At 31.2% G+C, this 4,140-nt stretch carries 4 protein-coding genes; all 4 read right to left on the bottom strand.

Features of this window, described 5'->3' with window-relative positions:
* Positions 1-1,941 (bottom strand): hypothetical protein (locus ACRC03_RS07790; protein WP_438652000.1); only part of this gene is annotated, 1,941 nt, incomplete at its 3' end.
* Between the two features lie 564 nt (positions 1,942-2,505).
* The gene (locus tag ACRC03_RS07785; RefSeq protein WP_438651999.1) at positions 2,506-3,060 is read right to left on the bottom strand and encodes a DUF11 domain-containing protein; all 555 of its coding nucleotides are present in this window, start codon (positions 3,058-3,060) and stop codon (positions 2,506-2,508) included.
* A 180-nt stretch (positions 3,061-3,240) separates the two neighbouring features.
* A complete protein-coding gene (locus tag ACRC03_RS07780; RefSeq protein ID WP_438651998.1) occupies positions 3,241-3,639 on the bottom strand; it encodes a hypothetical protein in 399 nt (132 codons plus the stop codon).
* 320 nt (positions 3,640-3,959) lie between these two features.
* The coding region (locus tag ACRC03_RS07775; RefSeq protein ID WP_438651997.1) for a hypothetical protein at positions 3,960-4,140 on the bottom strand (181 nt) is incomplete at its 5' end.

The following is a 4,140-nucleotide window of genomic DNA, read 5'->3' as shown; positions in this document are numbered from 1 at the left end:
AAAAATTACAGAATTAGCACTTGTAGTTCCTGTATTTGGAATTGTAATAGTATAAGTTATTACATCATTAATAGTTGCAAAATCCTTATCTGTAGACTTAGTTATATTTGATAAATCGGCTCTATTTATAAAAGTATTTACTATATTAGTATTTGAGCTTTCTGTAACTCCATTAGGAATGGAAGGATTTTCAGTATATGTCCCTACAAAGTTTGCACTATTTGGTATAGGATTTGGTGATGGAAAACTAGTTACTAATACCTTAAATCCAATAGTTGTAGTACTTATAGCTGGAATAGTACCTAAATTCACTCCTGGTGGGCTTGGATTTGCTATTGTTGAAACACCATTTATAGTTAAACTTCCTGGAATAAAGCTAGTTCCAGTTGGTATTGTATCTACAAAAATTACACTAGATAATGGAACGTTTCCAGTATTTAACAAAGGAATTGTATAGGTTAATATATCATTAATTGTTGCAAAACTTTTATCAACTAGTTTAGTGGATGATAATATAGCACTATTTATTTGAGTATTAACTGTATTAGTATTTGATGGCGTACCACCTTCACTATTTATAGTTGCTATATTTTGTATAGGGTTTGGTGATGGAATTGTACTATTTACTAGAACTTTAAAAGTTACAGTAGTTACTCCTGTAGTAGATGGTATTGTTCCTATGTTAACTCCAGATGGTGGTGATGGATTACCTGAATTTGGAACTGAATTTATTGTTAAACTATTAGGAATAAAAGTTGTTCCAGTTGGTATTGTATCTACAATAATAACATTTCCCGCTGGTATAGTAGAGTAATTTTGTACCTCTATAGTATATGTTAATATATCACCTACACTTGCATATACTTTGTCAACACTTTTTATAGATGGTAATATCTGCTGGTTATCAATTTGAAGACCTACCATAGGTACAGCGTAAGCATCACCTGATGTTGTTAGTCTTAGAACTGCTGAAGTTTGAGCATTTGTTAATGTTGGAGCATTTACATTTGTAATATCCCATCCATATCTGATACCTAATGGTGCTACTGCTGGTGGTACAACATTTAAAGTTCCATCAGTACCTGTTGTATCTAATAACCCTGAATCATTATTTATCTGTGAAGCAAAAAAGTTAGTTGGTATATTATTAGGTCCACTTAATACTACTAAAGCACCTGTATTAGGTCCAAATAATGCTTGATCATTTGCTATATTTGAATCTCCTTCCATTGCACTTAACAATAATCTTCCAAACACAGGTCCTGAATATGGAGTAATAAAATTACTTACTGTTATGTCATTTGTTGGAGTGGATGTTGAGAATTGACCTGAAAGACCTACATATAAATTCATACTTCTCATTGGCAATGTAGTATTTTTATAAATAACACCTAATATCCATCCGCAACAGTTAATAAAAGCCCAAGAAGGTTGTATTGTTGAAGGAACACCTCCAACAGTATATGTCCCTGTAGCTTGTACTAAAGATGTAACATCTGCACTTCGTCCATAATACCCATATTGAAATCCGGATGCATCTGTAAAATCATATGTTTGGGCTGTTATTGTACTTGGAGTAATCATGCTTAATCCACTTGGAGTATTAAATGATATTGGATTATTTATAAATGCAGATACATTTTCAGGTGGTCCTGGAGTTGGTCCTGGCAGAAGTGTGATTGTTTTATAGGATCCTCCCCACACAAGCTCAGCATATAGTATGGTACTTCCTAATGGCATATTTAGTACTGCACTTGATGAGTTTTCTTGCCAAATTAATGTACTTCCTGGTGGATAGCCTCCAACTATGGAGGCTGTATTAATTGTTATAAAAGCACCAATCTCAGAACCAAAAGAAGGTGCTGCTGATAATCCTAAAGTATTTCCTGTAAAGGTCATAGCTCCTGGTTGAATTGTAGAATAACGTGGTTGTAATGACAATTTAATCATCCTTTCTTTATAATATATTTGTAACTTTCAGTCGCCCCTCTTAAATTAGTTATTTTAGTGTATAACTCCTTCGTACATATACAAAAATAAGCAGTAGGTAACCTTTTTCTGCATATATCTACATAGTTTTCACTGTTATAACCTAAAATTTATAGAATAACTGATGAAATTTATAGAGTGACTGAACAGTTACTATTATTTTATATAAAAACTCATTTTAACTAAGAATAAATAATTTCTATTCCTTACTATATATGCTATTGTTATTGTTATTGTTATTGTTATTACTGATATTTTCATATAAAATTATTGTTTATGAATAGTATAAAAAGGCTTTAAAAGTATATTTAATATTATAAGTGTATGATTTAAGATAATATTTCACGCTAATGCCATAGCCGTCAACCTAAGATATATTATTACTTTGGCGGCTTATTTAAGTTGTGATTTTAAAAGGAATGAAATATTATTTTGTCATAAATCATATTAATTATATTTTCAAGTACACTAAAAAGAACTTAAGAATTTTATGCTTAAATTTAGGTAAATTTGATATTAGATTTTTATTAAACCTCCAGATATAGTTGTAACACCTGGTATGCTTCCTATATTTACACCACTAGGAGGTGAAGGATTTCCTGGAACTGAAACTCCATTTACTATTAAGCTATTTGGTATAAAAGTCGTCCCCGTTTGAATTGTATCTATTAATACAACATTTGTATATGGAATAGTTTCTGTATTAGTTACGACAATAGTATAGTTTAACGTATCTCCAGTATTTGCAAAAACTTTATCAACCGATTTGATTGGGTATATTAATGATGTTATTTCAAAAGCAAATATATTTGTAGTAAGCCAATATCCTCCATGAGTACAAACTCCTGACACGGTTACGGTATTAATACTATTTGATATAGCAGACGAAACATCCATACCTGTTATATCAACCCAAGTCCTATTTGGATTTGGTCCAGTGCCATTATAATGATTATTATTTGCACTTCCAAATGTACCTCTGGTATCTAAAAGCCCATTATTTGAATTAGATGTATTTGAAACACAAATTATTCCAGGTTGCAAGTTTTTACTTGGATTATACGGTGACAATCCATTCCACGATGTTGTACTTGGATTTCCTACTAAAGTTCCATTAAGAGTTACTTGTAATTGATTATTATAATCTCCTCCAGTTGATGTAAGTAGTAGGTAACTTTTTACAATACCTTGATCTGGAGTATATACATTGTTAAGTGTAAATGTAACAGGACTATTGCCAATGCGTGTTGATCATAATGAGTAGTAAATATATTTTAATGGATAGCTAGATGATACAAATACTACATATAAATACCAACCTAAACTTGAAACAGATCCATTAACTCCATCAACTTCATATGTTCCTGTGCCACCCGCACTTACTAGAGATGTTACATCTTGATGATATGCATCCCAAGTCCCACTTGAATTAGTACCATAAGGTAAGGTAGTAGTTGCTGTTGGCGTTTTAAATGTAAAAGAACCTGAGGCATTAATTGTCAGACCGGCTAAGACTAAATCGGCATAAACCACTGTATCCTCAGGTGGTAAATCAAATATAGCTTTTGATCCATTTAACAAGTAGTTACTTGTAGTTCCTCCTGTAGGATTCATAAAAGTAACTCCACCTTCTCCTCCAGTACCTACCATCAATCCATTTCCAACAATTGCTGAATGGGCGTGCTAATATCCTGAAAATATTTCATTTATAGCCATAATATAATTCCTTTCTATATAATTTTTAATCGAGATAAATTTTTCTTATTTACTTTTAAAATGGTTTTAAATTAGTACATTGAATAACTTAATATATAATATGAACTGTTACTGTTACTTTTTAAATAATACATTTTTATTACTAGAATTTAATAGTGAATATATTTCACTACAGCGTTACATTTTTCAAAAAACTAAAAAAATACCGAGAAAATATCTAATACATTTTCTCGGTATTTAAGTATATTAAAAGTCTAACAATTAATTTGAACTTGGAAAGTTACTACTGAAGTGTCTCCAGCAGGCACAGTTCCAACATTTATACTAGCTGGTGTTCCACCTATTGGATTGCCATCTACTTGTAAAGAACCTGGTACATAAATTGTTCCATTTGGTACAGTATCGCTTAAAACTACATTAAGAGCATCTACATTA

Source organism: Romboutsia sp., from assembly GCF_051659545.1.
Classification (GTDB): Bacteria; Bacillota; Clostridia; order Peptostreptococcales; family Peptostreptococcaceae; genus JBOFOR01.
This window is presented reverse-complemented; position numbering and strand designations above follow the sequence as displayed.